This window comes from Bradyrhizobium sp. HKCCYLS1011 (assembly GCF_051167795.1).
Classification (GTDB): Bacteria; Pseudomonadota; Alphaproteobacteria; order Rhizobiales; family Xanthobacteraceae; genus Bradyrhizobium.
In genome coordinates this window covers 516,382-533,391 of record NZ_JBNPTT010000003.1, presented here as the reverse complement: position 1 = coordinate 533,391, position 17,010 = coordinate 516,382, and the positions used below count along the sequence as shown (strand labels likewise).

General features: G+C 64.4%; 15 protein-coding genes. 14 read left to right on the top strand and 1 reads right to left on the bottom strand.

Features of this window, described 5'->3' with window-relative positions:
* Window positions 1-63: 63 nt before the first annotated feature.
* From ACQR1W_RS11380 to ACQR1W_RS11350, 7 genes are all read left to right on the top strand, one after another.
* Entirely contained in the window at window positions 64-1,041 is a 978-nt protein-coding gene (locus ACQR1W_RS11380; RefSeq protein ID WP_008969228.1) for a PhoH family protein, read from the top strand.
* Between the two features lie 66 nt (window positions 1,042-1,107).
* Entirely contained in the window at window positions 1,108-1,617 is a 510-nt protein-coding gene (ybeY, locus tag ACQR1W_RS11375; protein WP_434850845.1) for an rRNA maturation RNase YbeY, read from the top strand.
* Window positions 1,618-1,619: 2 nt separating this feature from the next.
* Window positions 1,620-2,777 carry a hemolysin family protein gene (locus ACQR1W_RS11370; protein ID WP_008969477.1) on the top strand — a complete coding sequence of 386 codons (1,158 nt, stop codon included), beginning with the start codon at window positions 1,620-1,622 and terminating at the stop codon, window positions 2,775-2,777.
* A 2-nt stretch (window positions 2,778-2,779) separates the two neighbouring features.
* Entirely contained in the window at window positions 2,780-4,390 is a 1,611-nt protein-coding gene (gene lnt / locus ACQR1W_RS11365; protein WP_434851150.1) for an apolipoprotein N-acyltransferase, read from the top strand.
* A 232-nt stretch (window positions 4,391-4,622) separates the two neighbouring features.
* The gene (locus ACQR1W_RS11360) at window positions 4,623-5,039 is read left to right on the top strand and encodes a helix-turn-helix domain-containing protein (protein WP_008969475.1); all 417 of its coding nucleotides are present in this window, start codon (window positions 4,623-4,625) and stop codon (window positions 5,037-5,039) included.
* Window positions 5,040-5,476: 437 nt separating this feature from the next.
* Complete coding sequence (locus ACQR1W_RS11355; protein ID WP_434850844.1) at window positions 5,477-6,607, top strand: M20 family metallopeptidase; 1,131 nt, start codon at window positions 5,477-5,479, stop codon at window positions 6,605-6,607.
* On the top strand, window positions 6,604-7,335 hold the full coding sequence (locus ACQR1W_RS11350) for a tRNA (guanine(46)-N(7))-methyltransferase TrmB (RefSeq protein ID WP_434850843.1): 732 nt from the start codon (window positions 6,604-6,606) through the stop codon (window positions 7,333-7,335). The genes ACQR1W_RS11355 and ACQR1W_RS11350 overlap by 4 nt, the downstream gene beginning before the upstream one ends.
* A gap of 40 nt (window positions 7,336-7,375) precedes the next feature.
* On the opposite strand, the gene ACQR1W_RS11345 is transcribed toward ACQR1W_RS11350, so the two are convergent.
* Window positions 7,376-8,452 carry a DUF2336 domain-containing protein gene (locus ACQR1W_RS11345; protein WP_434850842.1) on the bottom strand — a complete coding sequence of 359 codons (1,077 nt, stop codon included), beginning with the start codon at window positions 8,450-8,452 and terminating at the stop codon, window positions 7,376-7,378.
* Window positions 8,453-8,862: 410 nt separating this feature from the next.
* Here ACQR1W_RS11345 and rimP point away from each other — a divergent pair, with 410 nt between their 5' ends.
* The 7 genes from rimP (at window position 8,863) to rpsO (ending at window position 16,845) form a co-directional block, all read left to right on the top strand.
* Entirely contained in the window at window positions 8,863-9,636 is a 774-nt protein-coding gene (gene rimP, locus ACQR1W_RS11340) for a ribosome maturation factor RimP (protein ID WP_434850841.1), read from the top strand.
* Between the two features lie 13 nt (window positions 9,637-9,649).
* Window positions 9,650-11,260: a transcription termination factor NusA gene (gene nusA / locus ACQR1W_RS11335; RefSeq protein ID WP_434850840.1), complete on the top strand. Its 1,611-nt coding sequence runs from the start codon at window positions 9,650-9,652 to the stop codon at window positions 11,258-11,260.
* Between the two features lie 66 nt (window positions 11,261-11,326).
* A complete protein-coding gene (locus ACQR1W_RS11330; RefSeq protein WP_434850839.1) occupies window positions 11,327-12,043 on the top strand; it encodes an RNA-binding protein in 717 nt (238 codons plus the stop codon).
* Between the two features lie 64 nt (window positions 12,044-12,107).
* Window positions 12,108-14,867 (top strand): translation initiation factor IF-2, encoded by a 2,760-nt coding sequence (infB, locus tag ACQR1W_RS11325; RefSeq protein WP_434850838.1) that lies wholly within the window; start codon window positions 12,108-12,110, stop codon window positions 14,865-14,867.
* Between the two features lie 192 nt (window positions 14,868-15,059).
* Window positions 15,060-15,476, top strand: a complete 417-nt coding sequence (gene rbfA / locus ACQR1W_RS11320) for a 30S ribosome-binding factor RbfA (protein WP_008968203.1) — start codon at window positions 15,060-15,062, stop codon at window positions 15,474-15,476.
* Window positions 15,476-16,573, top strand: coding sequence for a tRNA pseudouridine(55) synthase TruB (gene truB, locus ACQR1W_RS11315; protein ID WP_434850837.1), 1,098 nt, complete (start codon window positions 15,476-15,478; stop codon window positions 16,571-16,573). The genes rbfA and truB overlap by 1 nt, the downstream gene beginning before the upstream one ends.
* A 2-nt stretch (window positions 16,574-16,575) precedes the next feature.
* On the top strand, window positions 16,576-16,845 hold the full coding sequence (gene rpsO, locus ACQR1W_RS11310; protein WP_434850836.1) for a 30S ribosomal protein S15: 270 nt from the start codon (window positions 16,576-16,578) through the stop codon (window positions 16,843-16,845).
* Window positions 16,846-17,010: the final 165 nt, after the last annotated feature.

The window sequence follows — 17,010 nt, the reverse complement described above, 5'->3', positions numbered from 1 at the left end:
CTCTTGCCCAAGAGCGCATCGGAACAGCCTTCGCTCGCTCAAAGCCGCAAGTTCGACCGCAACATGTCCATTCCGCCTGAAGCACAGGTCGTCATCGATTTCGACGACAACCGGGCGGCTTCCGCCCTGGTCGGCCCCTACGGCCAGAATCTCGCGCTGATCGAGCGCCGGCTTGGAGTCGTCGTCGATTCTCGCGGCAACCACATCACCATCGGCGGCTCGCGCGACGGCTGCGACGCGGCGCGGCGCGTGCTGGAGTCGCTTTATGCCCAGGCGGTGAAGGGCCACGATCTCGCGCAAGGCGATGTCGACGGCGCGATCCGCGCCGTGGTCGCGCAAGGCTCGCTGTTCGAGTTCGACGCCAAGAACGCAAAGTCGGGCTTCGAGACCATCAACCTGCGCAAGCGCCCGGTGCGCGCGCGCACCGCCGCGCAGGATTCCTACATCCGCGCCCTGAAGCGCCACGAGCTCGTGTTCGGCGTTGGACCCGCCGGCACCGGCAAGACCTGGCTTGCGGTCGCCCATGCCGCGCAGCTGTTCGAGCGCAAGGAAGTCGATCGCATCATCCTGTCGCGACCCGCGGTGGAAGCCGGCGAGCGGCTCGGCTTCCTGCCGGGCGATCTGCGCGAGAAAGTCGATCCGTATCTGCGCCCGATCTATGACGCGCTCTACGACCTGATGGACGCGCGGGTCGTCGAGCGCGCGCTGCAGGCCGGCGAGATCGAGATTGCACCGCTCGCCTTTATGCGCGGACGCACCTTGACCAATGCCGCCATCATCCTGGACGAGGCACAGAACACCACGTCCATGCAGATGAAGATGTTCCTGACCCGGCTCGGCGAGAACAGCAGGATGATCATCACCGGCGACCCGTCGCAGGTCGACCTGCCGAACGGACAGACGTCGGGCCTTGCGGAAGCCGCACGGCTGCTCGACGGCGTCGATGGCATTGCACAAGTGAGATTCACCGGCGAAGACGTTATTCGCCACGAGCTGGTGGCGCGCATTGTCGCCGCCTATGAGGGCGCCAAGGAGCGCTGACGCGGGAGAGGATGCCGACGGGCGTGCTGATCGATCAGCGCCCGCTTCGCATAGACTTAGACCAAGATGCCACAAAGTAGCCTCCCAACGACCGAGGTCATCGTCGCCGCCGAGTGCTGGCAGGACCAGCCGGACGCCGAAGCAGTCATCCAGCGCGCGATCCTGGCCGCGGCCGAAATGGTCGATGCCGATATCGGCGAAGCCGAGATCGCGGTGATGCTGACGGACGACGCGGGAATCCGCACCCTCAACAGCAATTGGCGCGGCATCGACAAGCCGACCAACGTGCTCTCATTTCCTGCGCTGCAGCCGACCGGTCCGCGCGGCGACGACGATGCACCGCCTATGCTTGGCGACATCGCGATCGCCTATGAGACGATGCGGCGCGAGGCCGACGAGGAACAGAAGCCCTTCGACCATCACCTGAGCCATCTCACCGTGCACGGCTTCCTGCATCTGATCGGCTACGACCACGAGACCGATGACGAGGCCGAAGAGATGGAGACGCTCGAGCGGGAGATCCTGGCGCATCTGGGGATTCCCGATCCCTATGCGGATCGGGAGCGGATGAATTGACGATGACAGATTCCGAGCCGATCCACGACAATCCGCGCAATACGCGCAATCTGCCGGCCGTTGTGCCGCCGGGCGAGGCCGGGCGCGCACCGAGCGAGAATTGGCTGCTGCGCGCGTTCCGCAGCCTGTTCGGCTGGAAGGCCGGCAACTCGGTCCGCGACGATCTTCAGGTCGTGCTCGACGCCTCCACGCCCGACGATATCGGCTTCTCCGCCGTCGAGCGCACGCTGCTGCGCAACATCCTCGATCTCCACGAACGGCGGATCGCCGACGTGATGGTGCACCGCGCGGATATCGTGGCCGTGAAGCGGGACATCCCGCTTGGTGAACTAATGAGTTTGTTCGAGAGCGCTGCGCATTCGCGCCTCGTCGTCTACAACGATACGCTCGACGACCCCGAAGGCATGGTGCACATCCGCGACCTGCTCGCCTTGATGACCGCGCAAGCGCGCGTGCCCGACGCCGTCAAGGCCAAGCGCAAGAAGCCGCTGCCGGCCGGGCTCGACCTCAAAACGGTCGATCTTGCCATGCCGCTCGCCGACGCGAATATCATCCGCAAGCTGCTCTACGTGCCGCCTTCGATGCGCGCGATCGACCTGCTCGCGCAGATGCAGGCGTCGCGCATTCACCTTGCGCTGGTCGTCGATGAATATGGCGGCACCGACGGGCTGGTTTCGATCGAGGACATCGTCGAGCAGATCGTCGGCGAGATCGATGACGAGCACGACAGCGACGAGCCTCCGGCCATCGTCCGCCAGCCGGACAACTCCTTCATTGCCGATGCGCGCGCCAGCCTCGACGACGTCCGCTCCGTGATCGGCGAAGACTTTGTGACTGGGGAAGCCGGCGAAGGGGTCGAGACGCTCGGCGGCTATCTCGTGAACCATGTCGGCCGGCTGCCGGTGCGCGGCGAGTTGATCTCCGGCCCGGGCAATTTCGAGGTCGAGGTGCTGGATGCTGATCCGCGGCGCGTCAAGCGCCTGCGCATTGCACCGCGCAAGGAGCGGCCCGCGCCGCGCGGCCAGCGCGAAAGCCGGCGCCGCGAGCCGACCGCGGGAGCAGAGACGCCCACCGAGCCAGCCCAACCGCCCGATGCCGGGCAGGCGGCAAGCAACGAGGACCGCAGTTCTCAGGCCGGCGACGGAGCGGGCTCGCAGTGACCATGGCATCGAGGCTTCGCGGGCTCGCGCTCGCTGTCATTCTGTCCTGGGGATGGAAGCGGGCCGGCATCGCGCTCGCCGCCGGCGCCCTGTCAGCGCTTGCGATGGCACCATTCAATGCCTGGCCGGTGCTGTTCATCACCTTCCCGGTCGTGGTCTGGCTGATCGATGGCGCGAGCGCTGGGCGGCTCAACGGCGTGCCGGCCGCAGCCCTGACCGGCTTCTGGTTCGGCCTCGGCTATTTCGTGCCCGGCCTCTACTGGATCGGCTATGCGTTTCTTGTCGACGCGCAGACCTTCGCGTGGCTGATGCCCTTCGCCGTGCTCGGGCTCCCCGCTTACCTCGCACTGTTTCCGGCACTGGGCTTTGCGGCGGCGCGTCTGATCTGGAGCCGGGATTCCACCCGCGTTCTGGCGCTCGCGGTCGGCCTGACCGCAAGTGAATGGCTGCGTGGCCATGTGCTGACCGGCTTTCCCTGGAACGCATTCGGCTACGCGTTGGCCGAGCCGCTCGCCTTGGCCCAGACCGCCGCGCTGGTCGGGCTCTGGGGCATGACGCTGCTTGCAGTCACAATCTTCGCGAGCCCCGCGGTCCTGATCGACCGGACCCGGAGCAAGCGGACGCCATGGCAAGTTCCTGTTGCCGCGCTTGCTGTCCTGGCAACGATGGGAACCTTTGGCGCCATCCGCCTGTCCTGGCATCCCACGGCTTTGGTGAGCGGGGTCAAGCTCAGGATCATGCAGCCGAATCTGCAACAGGATATCAAGTTCAACTACTCGGCCAAAGCGGAGGTGATGCGGCAATATCTGACGCTGTCGGATCGCGCCTCCGGGCCGCACGCAATGGGAGTGCGCGACACCAACATCCTGATCTGGCCGGAATCGGCATTCCCGTTCTTCCTGACGCGCGAGCCGGATGCGATGGCACAGATCGCTGATCTGCTGCCACCGGGCGCAGCACTGATCACCGGTTCAGTACGTGCACCAGAACTGCCACCAAATGCACGAATTACACGCGCTTATAATTCGATCTACGTGATCGATCATGAAGGCAGCGTGCTGTCGCTCTACGACAAACAGCACCTAGTGCCATTCGGCGAGTATCTGCCGTTCCAGGACGCGATGGAAAGGCTGGGCCTCGAACAACTCACGCGAGTGCAGGGCGGCTTCATCCCGGGAACGATCCGGCGGAATCTGGACGTGCCGCACGCGCCGCGCGCGCTGCCCCTGATCTGCTATGAAGCAATCTTTCCTAATGAAATCGCTGGTGAATCGGGTGATCGTGCCGGATGGATGGTCAACCTGACCAACGATGGTTGGTTCGGATTTTCGACCGGTCCCTATCAACACCTGCAGCAGGCAAGATGGCGCGCGATCGAGCAAGGCTTGCCATTGGTTCGCGCCGCCAATACGGGAATTTCAGCTGTAATCGATCCGGTCGGCCGCATCATCGCGCGGTTGGACCTCGGCATCGAAGGTGTGCTCGACGCGCCGTTGCCAGCGGCAATCGCGCCAACGCCTTACGCGCGGAGCGGCGATCTCGCCTTTGTGATGCTGTTCGCGCTCGCTTTGATCGTCGCAATCCGCCGGGGCGTTGCACAAAAGCTCCGGTGAGAACTTCGTTGCGTCGTTTCTTTCATCTTCGTAAGATTTTTTTTGACAAGCAAAACTCCAAGTGTTGACAGATTGCCGCTGCAATTCGCATTCTCGCGCGGCAGTACGATCCCGTTCAATTCACTGCTCACCCGTCATCGTGATTAGGACTCTGAGCAGAGTTTGACGGTATTAGCGCCTGAGGCATACTGCGGTCGCCTCATTCCCCAGGCCTCATTCAAGGAGTTGAGAGATGTCGACGAAAGCGCCCAACCCTGTTGACAAACATGTCGGCAGCCGGGTGCGGATGCGCCGTATCATGCTGGGCATGAGCCAGGAAAAGCTCGGTGAGGCTCTCGGCCTCACGTTCCAGCAGATACAGAAATACGAAAAAGGCACCAATCGCGTTGGTGCGAGCCGAATTCAGCAGATTTCCGAGGTTCTGCAGGTCCCGGTGTCTTTCTTGTTCGAAGGAGTTCCAACCGGCGGGACTAATGGAGAGAGCTTCGGTGAAGGTGCTTCACCAGCCTACGTGTCCGACTTTCTCGCGACCTCCGAAGGCCTCGCTCTGACCCGTGCGTTCACCCGGATCAACGATTCCAAGCTCCGCCGCAGCATTGTCGATCTGGTCGAACAGATCGCCGATCGCGAAGCACCAGAAGATCGGTAGGCTATCTGTTAGCTGCGCTCTGTTTGCAGAGCCTGGCGTTCGCCGGACGATCGTCCAGCGAATGGACGAATAGACAAACCGTTCGGAAACCAATAGAGCGCGATAGCTTCCTTCGGGACTAGCCATCGCGCTCTTTTTTCGTCCCACAGGCCATGAGTTCTGCGCCCGTCGCGAGATGCGCCCAGACGGGGTTCAAGCGAAGAACCCTTGCTTGCGCAGCGAATTTGACGTTTGACCCTCCCTGCCGCAACACAGCAACTCCAGCGTCAAATCCAAAGCGGCACTGGAAACAATCATCTAGCTGGTGTTTCTTTGGCACCAATCATCGCTGAGGCGGCTCCCAAAAGGCACGCGAATGTTGGCACGCGAACATTAGTGGGCAAATAAGTGGGCAAGCCGTGTGGGCAATTGATCAAGAGGATAACGAAGCAACAACCATGAGCGCGACCACGGATCCCTTCGACAGCAGCGTCATCCTCGACGGCATCCGCCGCTGGGTCGAGATCGAAACCCCCACCGATGCACCCGACCAGGTCAATCGCCTGGCCGCGCTCGTCGCCGATGGTTATCGCGATCTTCCGGCGACGGTCGCGCGGATTGCCGGCCGCGACGGTTGCGGCGACCATCTGCTGGCGCGCTCCTCCTGGGGCCAGGATGCGCCGGGCATCCTGGTGCTCAGCCATCTCGACACCGTCCATCCGCTCGGCTTCATCGAAAGGCTGCCTTTCAGGATCGAGGGAGATTGTGCATACGGTCCCGGCATCTACGACATGAAAGGCGGAGCCTATCTCGCCTACTACGCGTTCCGTCAGCTCTGCTTGAGCGGCGAACAGTCCCCGCTCGGCATCACGCATCTCTTTGTCTCGGATGAGGAGATCGGCAGCCCGACCTCGCGCGCACTGATCGAGGAGGAAGGACGCCGGGCGAAATATGTGCTGGTGACGGAACCCGCCCGCGACGGTGGAAAGGTCGTGACCGGACGCAAGGGCGTGGCGCGCTTCGACGTTTCGATCACCGGCGTGCCGTCCCATGCCGGCACGCGGCCGCAGGACGGCCGCAGCGCCATCCGAGAGCTTGCCAATGTGATCCAGGCGCTGGAGGCGCTGAACGATCCCACGCGAGGCGTCACGGTCAATGTCGGGCTCGTGCGCGGCGGCACGCGCCCCAATGTGATTCCGGAGACGGCCTATGCCGAAGTGGATGCACGCCTCCCCACCTTCGCCGACGCTGACGAAATCGTAACCAAGATTCTGAACTTGAAGTCGCGCAGCGAAGGCGTCACCGTCGACGTGATGGGCGCACTGAATCGTCCGCCTTACGAAAAGAGCAATGCCGGCGCCGCGCTGTTCGAACATGCGCGAACGCTCGCCGACGAGGTCGGCTTCGACCTGGTCGGCACCTCGACCGGGGGCGGCTCGGACGGCAATTTCACGGCTCCCTTCACCGCGACGCTCGACGGTCTCGGTGTTGACGGCAAGGGCGCGCATACGCATTACGAACAGATGTACATCTCCTCGATCAAGCCGCGGACGCGATTGTTGCACCGGCTGTACCAGACCCTGCGATGAGTGCGGCGCCCCCCATATCGGACGATGAGGGCGCGGGCGGAGATGCGGGCTCGCATCGCCAAGGGTCGTTCTTTGGCCGCCGCAAAGGCCACAAGCTCCGCGCCCATCAGGCGGATCTCATCGCGCACCTGCTGCCCCACCTCGCGCTTGATCCGGCCACGCCGGCAACAGCGGTCGCCGATCTGTTTGACCCGCCGGCCCAGGAACTGAGGCTCGAGATCGGCTTTGGCGGCGGCGAGCACCTCGTTGCCGAAGCGCTGACCCATCCGGCAACTGGCTTCATCGGCTGCGAGCCTTACGTCAACGGCATGGCCAAGATCCTGGCGCAGATCGAGAGCCACAATATCAGCAATATCCGCCTGTTCGCCGGCGATGCGGCTGAGCTCCTGGCCTGGCTGCCGCCTGGATCGCTGGCCCGGATCGATCTGATCCACCCCGATCCCTGGCCGAAACGGCGCCACTGGAAGCGCCGCTTCGTGCAGGACGCAACCATCGCGGCAATGGCCTGGGCAATCCGGCCCGGCGGCGAGTTCCGCTTCGTCAGCGATATCGCCGACTACTGCGCCTGGACGCTGTGGCATCTGTTGCGCTCGCCGGAATTCGACTGGACGGCCGAGCGCGCCGACGACTGGCGCCTGCCCTGGCCCGGCTACACCATGACCCGCTACGGCCAGAAGGCCGCGCGCGAGGGCCGGGTCGCGAACTACCTGCGGTTTCGCAGGAAGTAGTCGCGGCGCGGAGACGACGTGACCAGCTCATGAGCTGGCCTCAATGCCGCGTCTTCCAGAACGTCACGACGCGCTCGGCGGTCGACGGCATCAGTCGCGCATAGTTGACGCGCGCGGCTTCGATGTCGGCCTGTGCCGGGATCCGCTTCGGCCCCAGCCTGAGCAGGATCAGCGCATGCACCGTCGCCCATTCGAGCCCGATAGTGCGGCCGATGATCAAAAGCGGGTCGTGACGATCGCCCGAAATCAGCCGGTCGAGCGTTGCGATGTTCAGGCCGGACATTGCCGCCAGCGCCGCGACCGTCTCCTCATACTCGTAGCTGCGCGCAAAGCTGAACAGCGCGCTTTCGTTGAGACCGCCGGATTCATAGAGCGCCAGAATGGTGCGCTGGGCCGGGACGAAGTTGCGGTTGCTCGCGACCGGGCCCGGCGCGCCGCTAAGCTCCGCAACGACCTGCCCGATCTTGGCTTGACGCTCCGGCTTCACCACATCGAACAGCCGTCGCCTCACCACCTCGAGCGAGTCCGCAATCAACGTCTTCAGGTGCGCGTCCGGCAGATCGTCGCGTTTGCCGACCGTCAGTGTCAGCACGCCGTCGAAGCTCGCGCGACTGATCAGCTCGGAATAGCCGAGTTCGGAAAACTGCGCCCCGATGTTGCCGGCGGCGCGCCTGACGACGTCACGATCGCCGCGCCGGACCAGGATGTCCGTCACGCTGCTCGAAAGCGTCGGACGCTCCGACATCGCCAACAGATGGTCCTGCCCGCGGTCGCGTGCGACGGCGATCAGATAAGATTCGTCGAGCACGGGCGAACGCCGCAGCAGCGGCCCGGCCACCATGATCTCGTCCTCGCCCGCAAGCTGTCGAACCAGAATCCGCGGTGCGCGCTCGAGCCGCGACAGCCGCTCGGCGAGGTCGATCCGCACATGGACGTCGGTCTGCGGCACCAGCTCGATCAAAAGCCCGTCAAACAGGTTGATGTGTTCGGGGCGAAGCCTGGCCACATCTTCGAAGAACAGGTCCGCAATACGGCGGGCGGCCTCGGTGCGGCGCTCGGGATCGCCCTGCCTGACGATTTGATCAAGCCCCGGGATCAGCAAGGTGGCGGCACTCATGGCAATTGACTCGATACGCAACGCAACAGCGTCCCGCGGAAGGGGCACCCGCCGGACAATCCGGAATTCCTGAACAGTTTAAGCGATCTTGATGAATGAAGGGTTAGGTATCCGGCGGATCTGTCCCACCGGATCCCACCCCTGAAAGGGGCCCAAAATTGCGCGTCTCGGGCTTTCTGGCTCTTGCCGGACCGCACCAGAACCGCTATATCAGCTGCAACTTACAGTATCTCATATACGATCGCGTAGTGAGAGTGGGGCCTCCGGGACCCGCTCTTTTTTATTACCTGGACCACCCGCACCCAACGGACGGACCGGATCAGGGGGCGCGATCGGACGGGCAAATGCCCGGTGAGCCGGAACTGCATCTACCCGCACCTTCAAAGACTGCATCTGACCGACGCTTGAGAATGACCGAACCCACGTTCGACCCTGTCGACGCCGACCTCTTGACCGAGCCCCGTCTCGTCGTCGAGCCGGGTGTGGCCGCTCGGGTCGCCGCGGTCGCCGAGCCGGTGCTGCAAGGGATGGGCTACAGGCTGGTGCGAATCCGCATCTCCGGTGAAGCCGGCTGCACGGTGCAGGTCATGGCGGAACGGCCCGACAGCACGATGCAGATCGAGGACTGCGAAGCCGTGTCGCGTGCGCTGTCCCCGGTGCTGGACATTGCCGACCCGATCGACCGCGCCTACCGGCTCGAAATATCATCGCCCGGTATCGACCGGCCGCTGGTGCGTCGCTCGGATTTTGTCCGTTACAGCGGTCATCTCGTGAAGATCGAGATGGCGGTCGCGCATCAGAACCGGAAGCGGTTCCGCGGCGTTCTGAACGGTGTCGAGGGCGAGGCCGTGCGGGTCACCCGTGACGACGTGCCGAAGGATCAGGAGCCGGACGTGCTGCTGCCGATGGCTGATATCGGCGAGGCCAAGCTGGTCCTCACCGACGAGCTGATCGCGGAATCCATGCGGCGCGGCAAGGCCGCCGAGCGGGAACTGAAGCGGGATCTGGGTCTGGCACCGCCTTTGGCGCCGCATGCCAAGCCGTCCGGCAAGGCCAAGGCCCCGGTCAAGGATACGGACAAGCGTCCTGAGAAGAAACCGGCAAAGAAGCCTTTGCCTCAAAACACCAAGCAACATCGCCTCGCCGCGCAACGCGCGCGCAGGGGCGAGATCGATCCTGATTAGAGGAGACTGAACCATGGCTGTCAGCGCCAACAGGTTGGAACTGCTGCAGATCGCCGACGCCGTCGCGCGCGAAAAGTCGATCGACCGTGGCATTGTGATCGCGGCGATGGAAGACGCCATCGCCAAGGCCGCCCGCGCCCGTTACGGCAGCGAAACCGACGTGCATGCCGAGATCGACCCGAAGAAGGGCGAGCTGCGGCTGTCGCGCCATATGCTGGTGGTCGACAAGGTTGAGAATGCGTCGAACCAGATCTCGCTGGACGACGCCCGCCGTGCCAATCCGGGCGCGCAGATCGGCGACACCATCGCCGACACGCTGCCGCCGCTCGAATATGGCCGCATTGCCGCGCAGTCGGCCAAGCAGGTCATCGTGCAGAAGGTGCGCGAGGCCGAGCGCGACCGGCAATATCAGGAGTTCAAGGACCGCATCGGCGACATCGTCAACGGCACGGTCAAACGCGTCGAATATGGCAGCGTGATCGTCGATCTCGGACGCGGTGAGGCCATCATCCGTCGCGATGAAATGCTGCCGCGCGAGGTGTTCCGCAACGGCGATCGCGTCCGCGCTTACATCTTCGATGTGCGCCGCGAGACGCGCGGCCCGCAGATCTTCCTGTCGCGCACCCATCCGCAATTCATGGCCAAGCTGTTCGCGCAGGAGGTGCCGGAGATCTATGACGGCATTGTCGAGATCAAGGCGGTGGCCCGCGATCCAGGCTCGCGCGCCAAGATCGGTGTGGTGTCGCGCGATTCCTCAGTCGATCCGGTCGGCGCCTGCGTCGGTATGCGCGGCTCGCGCGTGCAGGCCGTGGTGAACGAGCTGCAAGGCGAGAAGATCGACATCATTCCGTGGTCTCCGGATATCGCGACCTTCGTGGTCAACGCGCTGGCGCCCGCCGAAGTCACCAAGGTGGTGATCGACGAGGATCGCGAGCGCATCGAGGTCGTGGTTCCCGACACCAACAATCAGCTGTCGCTGGCGATCGGCCGCCGCGGCCAGAACGTTCGTCTGGCTTCCCAGCTGACCGGATGGGACATCGACATCCTGACCGAGCAGGAGGAATCGGAGCGTCGCCAAGCCGACTTCGAGAACTCCACTCGCGTCTTCATGGAATCGCTCAATGTCGACGAGGTGGTCGGACAGCTGTTGGCTTCCGAAGGCTTCACGTCGGTGGAGGAACTTGCGCTGGTCGATCTGAAGGACTTGGCCGGCATCGAAGGCTTCGACGAAGAGACGGCCACCGAGCTGCAGACCCGAGCGCGCGAATTCCTGGAGCAGCAGGAGGCCGAGCTCGAGGCCAAGCGCAAGGAGCTCGGCGTCGAGGATGCCTTGAAGACCGTTCCCGGCGTCACGTCCAAGATGCTGGTCAAGTTCGGCGAGAACGACGTCAAGACGGTCGACGACCTCGCCGGTTGCGCCACCGACGATCTGGTCGGCTGGACCGAGCGCAAGGACGGCGGCGAACAGACCAAGCATGCCGGCATTCTCGACGGCCTGGATGTCTCCCGCGACGATGCAGAGGCAATGGTCATGCAGGCCCGCGTCAAGGCTGGCTGGATCAGCGAGGCTGATATCGCCAAGAAGACCGAAGAGGATGAGGTCCCTGAAGGACAGCCTGCCTGACCTATGACGACAGCGATGATGCCTGCCATGACGCCGTTCGCATAAAATGAGGAGCCGCCCGACCGCATGCTCGCTTTGGCCGACCCTGAGCTCGACAATGGACCGCGGACTGAGAAGTCCGCGACCATGCGGACGTGCGCGGTCAGCCGCGAGGTGCGGCCGACCGGCGAACTGATCCGCTTCGTCGTCGCCCCGTCGGGCGAGGTCATACCCGACATCAAGCGCAGGCTTCCTGGCCGCGGCCTTTGGGTTTCGGCAACACGACAGGCCGTTGCGGAAGCGGTCCGTCGTCACCATTTCAGCCGAGGTTTCAAGCGCGACGTCCGCGTCAGCCCGGCGCTCGCCGACGAGACCGAGGGTCTGCTGGCCCGCAGCGCCATCGACGCGCTCGGGATCGCCGCCAAGGCGGGACAGGTGGTCTCCGGCTATGCCAAGGTCGAGGCGGCGCTGTCGCAGCGGGCATCGCGGGTCGCGATTGCGGCGCTGATCCACGCTGCGGATGGCGCTCCCGACGGAATCCGTAAGCTCGACGCGCTGACGCGGCCAAATGCCGGGGACCCCAGTGCCGGGGGCCAGGGGCAAGCCCCGCCATTTCCAATCATCAGCTGCCTCACATCGGCAGAATTGGATTTGGCACTAGGGCGGTCAAATGTGATACATGCTGCGCTGCTCGCGGGCCCGGCGAGCAGGACATTCCTGTCGCGCAGCCAGACACTGGTCCGATACCGGTCGGCCGACGCGGACAAGACTGCCGGAACCGCGGCCAGGACTTCGAAGATATAGCGACGATTGCACGAATGGGACGGTGCGGCTTGCCGCACGAAGGTAACAGGATTAGGACGACTGAATGGCCGACAACAACACTCCGGGCGACAAGAAACTGAGTGTCCCGAGCAAGACCTTGACGCTGAAGCCGCGCGTCGAGACTGGCACGGTGCGCCAGAGCTTCCCACACGGCCGGAGCAAACAGGTGGTGGTCGAGAAGCGCGGCACCAAGCGCCGGGTGGGCGATGGCGGGCCTGAGGCGCCGCATGCGCCCGAGCCGATCGTTGCCAAGGCGCCGCCCGCCCCTGCCCCACGGCCTTCGGGACCGCGGCCATCAGGTCCGGCGCAGCGCGGCGGATCGGGCGTGGTGCTGCGTACGCTGACCGAGGACGAGCGCTCCGCACGCGCCAGCGCGCTGGCGGACGCGCGTCAGCGCGATGTCGAGGAGCGCCGTCAGGCCGAAGAGGAAGCCCGCCGCCGCGCCGAGCGCGAGGCTGCTGAACGCGCTGAGCGCGAGGCTGCCGAAGCCCGTCGCAAGGCCGAAGAAGAGCGCCACCGCCACGAAGAAGAAGCCAAGCGGAAGGCCGAGCTCGAGGCCAAGAAGCGGTTTGGCGAAGGTGAAGCGCGCCCGCAGGCCGCCGCGGCAGCAGCACCGCAACCGACAACGGCCGCGACGGCCCGCCCAGCGGCCGCGACGGCCCGACCCCAGACCGGCGGCGCCCCCGGCGCCCGGCCCGCAGGGGGCCCCGGTGCCCGCCCTGGAACGGCGCAGCCGGCTGGCGCGCGTCCCGCCGCCGCCAGGCCCGCGGGAGGCCCTCTCGGTCGGGCGCCTGGCGTTGCTGCAGAACCCGAGGAGGATGAGGGTCCGCGCCAGATCCGCCGTGGTCCCGGCGGCGCGGCCCGTCCTGTCGCTGCGCCGAAGACCACCCACAAGCCGGCCCCCCAGAAGCAGCGCGGCCGCTTGACCGTCGTCACGGCGCTGAACGCCGACGATGTGCGCGAGCGCTCGATCGCGTCCTTCCGCCGCCGCACCCAGCGCCTGAAGGGTCATTCCGCGAACGACCAGAAGGAAAAGCTGATCCGCGAGGTGACGATTCCGGAAGCGATCACGATCCAGGAGCTGGCGAACCGCATGTCGGAGCGCGCGGTCGACGTCATCCGCCTGCTGATGCGGCAGGGCGCGATGCACAAGATCACCGATGTGATCGACGCCGACACTGCGCAGCTGATCGCCGAGGAGCTCGGCCACACCGTCAAGCGCGTCGCCGCGTCGGACGTGGAAGAAGGCCTGTTCGATGTCGTCGACGATTCGACTGATACCGAGCCGCGCTCGCCGGTCGTGACCGTGATGGGCCATGTCGACCACGGCAAGACCTCGCTGCTCGATGCACTGCGCCACGCCAATGTGGTCTCCGGCGAAGCCGGCGGCATCACGCAGCACATCGGCGCCTATCAGGTGACCGCGCCGGATAGCGGCAAGAAGATCACCTTCATCGACACGCCCGGCCACGCCGCGTTCACCGCGATGCGTGCCCGCGGCGCCAAGGTCACCGACATCGTCGTGCTGGTGGTCGCGGCCGATGACGGCGTCATGCCGCAGACGATCGAGGCCATCAACCACGCCAAGGCGGCCAAGGTGCCGATGATCGTCGCGATCAACAAGATCGACAAGCCCGACGCACGTCCCGAGCGCGTCCGCACCGAGCTGCTGCAGCACGAGGTGCAGGTCGAATCGCTCGGCGGCGACGTGGTCGACGTCGAGGTCTCCGCAAAGAACAAGACCAATCTCGATCGTCTGCTCGAGATGATCGCGCTGCAGGCCGAAATTCTCGATCTGAAGACCAACTCGCATCGTCCGGCGGAAGGCACCGTCATCGAAGCCAAGCTCGATCGCGGCCGCGGCCCGGTCGCGACCGTGCTGGTCCAGCGCGGCACGCTGCATGTCGGTGACATAATCGTCGCCGGCGCCGAGATGGGCCGCGTCCGCGCGCTGATCTCCGACCAGGGCGAGACCCTGGAGGAGGCCGGTCCGGCCGTGCCGGTGGAGGTGCTCGGCTTCAACGGCCCGCCAGAAGCCGGCGATCGTCTCGCCGTGGTCGAGAACGAGGCCCGCGCCCGCCAGATCACCAGCTACCGTGCGCACCAGAAGCGCGAGAATGCCGCCGCCAACATTTCCGGCATGCGCGGCTCGCTCGAGCAGATGATGTCGCAATTGAAGACGGCGGGCCGCAAGGAATTCCCGCTGGTCATCAAGGCCGACGTGCAGGGCTCGCTCGAAGCCATTCTCGGCTCGCTGGAGAAGCTCGGCACCGAGGAGGTCGCCGCCCGCATCCTGCATGCCGGCGTCGGCGGCATCAGCGAGTCCGACGTCACGCTCGCGGAAGGCTTCAACGCCGCGATCATCGGCTTCTCCGTCCGCGCCAACAAGGAGGCGGCCGCGGCCGCCAAGCGCAACGGCATCGAGATCCGCTACTACAACATCATCTACGATCTCGTGGATGACGTGAAGAAGGCGATGAGCGGTCTCCTTGCTCCTACGCTTCGAGAAACCATGCTCGGCAACGCGCAGATCCTGGAGATCTTCAACATCTCCAAGGTCGGCAAGGTCGCGGGCTGCCGGGTCACCGACGGCACCGTCGAACGCGGCGCCAATGTCCGCCTGATCCGCGACAACGTCGTGGTTCACGAGGGCAAGCTGTCGACGCTGAAGCGCTTCAAGGACGAAGTGAAGGAAGTGCAGGCCGGCCAGGAATGCGGCATGGCGTTCGAGAGCTATGGCGACATGCGTGTCGGCGACGTGATCGAGTGTTATCGCGTGGAGACGATCCAGCGCTCGCTGTAAGTCCAAATCTTACGAGCGTTGGAACCTGACTGCGATTGCCCCGCTTCTCGCGGGGCGTTCGTAGTTTTTTGAACGCGACGCAGCTTTTGAACTCGACAGACCGTTGAACAAAAGCCCGCGTCGTTGAACTCAACCAACATGGGCTCGATCACCCGCGTTTCAGCGGGCGATTGCCAATTGGATTTTTGCAAAATGCCTCGCCATCATCAAAAAGGAAGCGCAGCTTCCGGCGGCTCGCAGCGCCAGCTGCGCGTGGCCGAGACCGTGCGCCACGCTGTTGCCGAGATTCTTTCGCACGGTAGCGCGCATGACCCGGACCTTGAGGGCCACATCATTACGGTGCCCGAAGTCCGGATGTCGCCCGACTTGAAACTTGCCACCATTTACGTGATGCCGCTCGGAGGACGCGACACGGAGATCGTGCTCGCGGCGCTGGAGCGCAACAAGAAGACTTTGCGCGGAGAGATCGCGCGTCGCGTTAACCTGAAATTTGCACCCGAGATTCGCTTCCGCGTCGACGAACGATTCGACGAGGCGGAACGGATCGAGAAATTATTGCGAACGCCAGCGGTGCAAAAAGATCTTCATTCGGATTCGGAAGACAACTGATGAACATTCCCCCGGAAACCGGTGCCGGCATTGCACCAGAAGTCGAAGCCGGCGAAATCCGACTTAACAAATCCATCGAAGTACGCACGCCGCCGCGCGACAACAATGATCCGCGCAACAAGCAGCGTCAGGGCAACCAGCCGCGACGCGATCGCCGCGACATTCACGGTTGGGTGGTGCTCGACAAACCGATCGGCATGACCTCGACGCAGGCGGTGGCGGTCGTCAAGCGGCTGTTCCAGGCCAAGCGGGCCGGACATGCCGGTACCCTCGATCCGCTTGCCTCCGGCGGTCTGCCGATCGCGCTGGGTGAGGCCACCAAGACCGTTCCCTTTGTAATGGACGGCCGCAAGCGCTACCGCTTCACCGTGTGCTGGGGCGAGGAGCGCGACACTGACGACACCGAGGGCCGGGTGGTGCACACCAGCGAGCTCAGACCGAACGCAGATGCGATTCAGGCGCTGCTGCCGCAGTTCACCGGGCTGATCGCACAGGTTCCGCCGCGCTATTCGGCGATCAAGGTTCAGGGCGAACGCGCTTATGACCTGGCGCGGGACGGCGAGGTCGTCGAGCTGGCCCCCCGCCCGGTCGAGATTCACGAATTAACGCTTGTAGAACAGATAGATAACTCGCATTCGGTGTTCGAGGCCGAATGCGGCAAAGGAACCTATGTCCGGGCGCTGGCCCGCGACATCGGCCGCCTGCTCGGCTGCTACGGCCATATCTGCGCGCTCCGGAGGACCCTGGTCGGTCCGTTTACCGAGAACGACATGATTCCGCTGGAACAGTTGGAGGCTTTATGCAATAGAGCCGCGTCCGGCGAGGGTAGCCTCGCCGACGCGCTTTTGCCCGTTGAGACCGCGCTGGACGACATCCCGGCACTGGCCGTCACTCGGGCTGATGCGGCAAGGCTCCACCGGGGCCAGGCCGTTTTGTTGCGCGGACGGGATGCGCCCAATAGTAGCGGCACAGTCTATGTCACGGTCGCAGGCCGCCTTCTGGCGCTTGCCGAAATTGGCAATGGCGAACTCATCCCCAAGCGCGTGTTCAACCTGACCGGACTGACTGCCAGCACCGGTCGCAACGAAAGAGATTGACGATGTCGATTACCGCAGAACGCAAAGCGGAAGTCATCAAGGACAATGCCACTAAGCCTGGCGACACCGGCTCGCCCGAGGTTCAGGTCGCGATCCTCTCGGAACGCATCACCAACCTCACCGGCCATTTCAAGACCCACGGCAAGGACAATCATTCGCGCCGTGGCCTGTTGAAGCTGGTCTCGACGCGCCGCTCGCTGCTCGACTACCTGAAGCGGACCGATGAGGCGCGCTACAAGGCGCTGATCGAGAAGCACAACATTCGCCGTTAAGGCTGTGTTTGGAATGACGCGCGCAATGTGGCGCGCGTTTTTGCATGAACTTGCGAAAGCCGCCGGTTCGCGGCTGTCAGGCGCGGGTTCGTGTCGTTGGGCGTGATCGGCGAGGAACAGCAGGCCGCTGTCTCAACCGGGCCGCCCACAGTTCATGCAGTATGT

Excerpts from the sequence above, each read along its gene's own strand:
- ACQR1W_RS11355 (WP_434850844.1), top strand. The coding sequence starts at position 5,477 with ATGAGCGCGACCACGGATCCCTTCGACAGCAGCGTCATCCTCGACGGC.
- lnt (WP_434851150.1), top strand. The coding sequence starts at position 2,780 with ATGGCATCGAGGCTTCGCGGGCTCGCGCTCGCTGTCATTCTGTCCTGG.
- infB (WP_434850838.1), top strand. The coding sequence starts at position 12,108 with ATGGCCGACAACAACACTCCGGGCGACAAGAAACTGAGTGTCCCGAGC.
- ACQR1W_RS11370 (WP_008969477.1), top strand. The coding sequence starts at position 1,620 with ATGACAGATTCCGAGCCGATCCACGACAATCCGCGCAATACGCGCAAT.
- rbfA (WP_008968203.1), top strand. The coding sequence starts at position 15,060 with ATGCCTCGCCATCATCAAAAAGGAAGCGCAGCTTCCGGCGGCTCGCAG.
- truB (WP_434850837.1), top strand. The coding sequence starts at position 15,476 with ATGAACATTCCCCCGGAAACCGGTGCCGGCATTGCACCAGAAGTCGAA.
- rpsO (WP_434850836.1), top strand. The coding sequence starts at position 16,576 with ATGTCGATTACCGCAGAACGCAAAGCGGAAGTCATCAAGGACAATGCC.
- ACQR1W_RS11345 (WP_434850842.1), bottom strand. The coding sequence starts at position 8,452 with ATGAGTGCCGCCACCTTGCTGATCCCGGGGCTTGATCAAATCGTCAGG.
- ACQR1W_RS11360 (WP_008969475.1), top strand. The coding sequence starts at position 4,623 with ATGTCGACGAAAGCGCCCAACCCTGTTGACAAACATGTCGGCAGCCGG.
- ACQR1W_RS11330 (WP_434850839.1), top strand. The coding sequence starts at position 11,327 with ATGCTCGCTTTGGCCGACCCTGAGCTCGACAATGGACCGCGGACTGAG.
- rimP (WP_434850841.1), top strand. The coding sequence starts at position 8,863 with ATGACCGAACCCACGTTCGACCCTGTCGACGCCGACCTCTTGACCGAG.
- ACQR1W_RS11380 (WP_008969228.1), top strand. The coding sequence starts at position 64 with ATGTCCATTCCGCCTGAAGCACAGGTCGTCATCGATTTCGACGACAAC.
- ybeY (WP_434850845.1), top strand. The coding sequence starts at position 1,108 with ATGCCACAAAGTAGCCTCCCAACGACCGAGGTCATCGTCGCCGCCGAG.
- ACQR1W_RS11350 (WP_434850843.1), top strand. The coding sequence starts at position 6,604 with ATGAGTGCGGCGCCCCCCATATCGGACGATGAGGGCGCGGGCGGAGAT.
- nusA (WP_434850840.1), top strand. The coding sequence starts at position 9,650 with ATGGCTGTCAGCGCCAACAGGTTGGAACTGCTGCAGATCGCCGACGCC.